The 301-nt window shown below is 59.8% G+C and carries 1 protein-coding gene; it reads left to right on the plus strand.

Going from position 1 to position 301, the window contains the following annotated elements; translation table 11 throughout:
- Nucleotides 1-301 (plus strand): FAD-dependent monooxygenase (locus V5P19_RS23275; protein ID WP_334407896.1); only part of this gene is annotated, 301 nt, incomplete at both ends.

Genomic DNA, 301 nt, shown 5'->3' on the forward strand with positions numbered 1-301 from the left:
ACTCTCCGGCACGCATTCGCCAGTTGCAGAATATGAATATGGCGCAGTTACAGGCGGAAATCGCGAAGCATTTCCCGTCGCGTCTGGGTTACGTTACACCGCTTGCCGCTGGTGCGTTTCCGCTGACGCGTCGCCATGCGTTGCAGTACGTGCAGCCAGGGCTTGCGCTGGTGGGCGATGCCGCGCATACCATCCATCCGCTGGCGGGGCAGGGAGTGAATCTTGGTTATCGTGATGTCGATGCCCTGATTGATGTTCTGGTCAACGCCCGCAGCTACGGCGAAGCGTGGGCCAGTTATCC

This window comes from Enterobacter sp. UNJFSC 003 (assembly GCF_036903355.1).
Lineage (GTDB): Bacteria > Pseudomonadota > Gammaproteobacteria > Enterobacterales > Enterobacteriaceae > Enterobacter.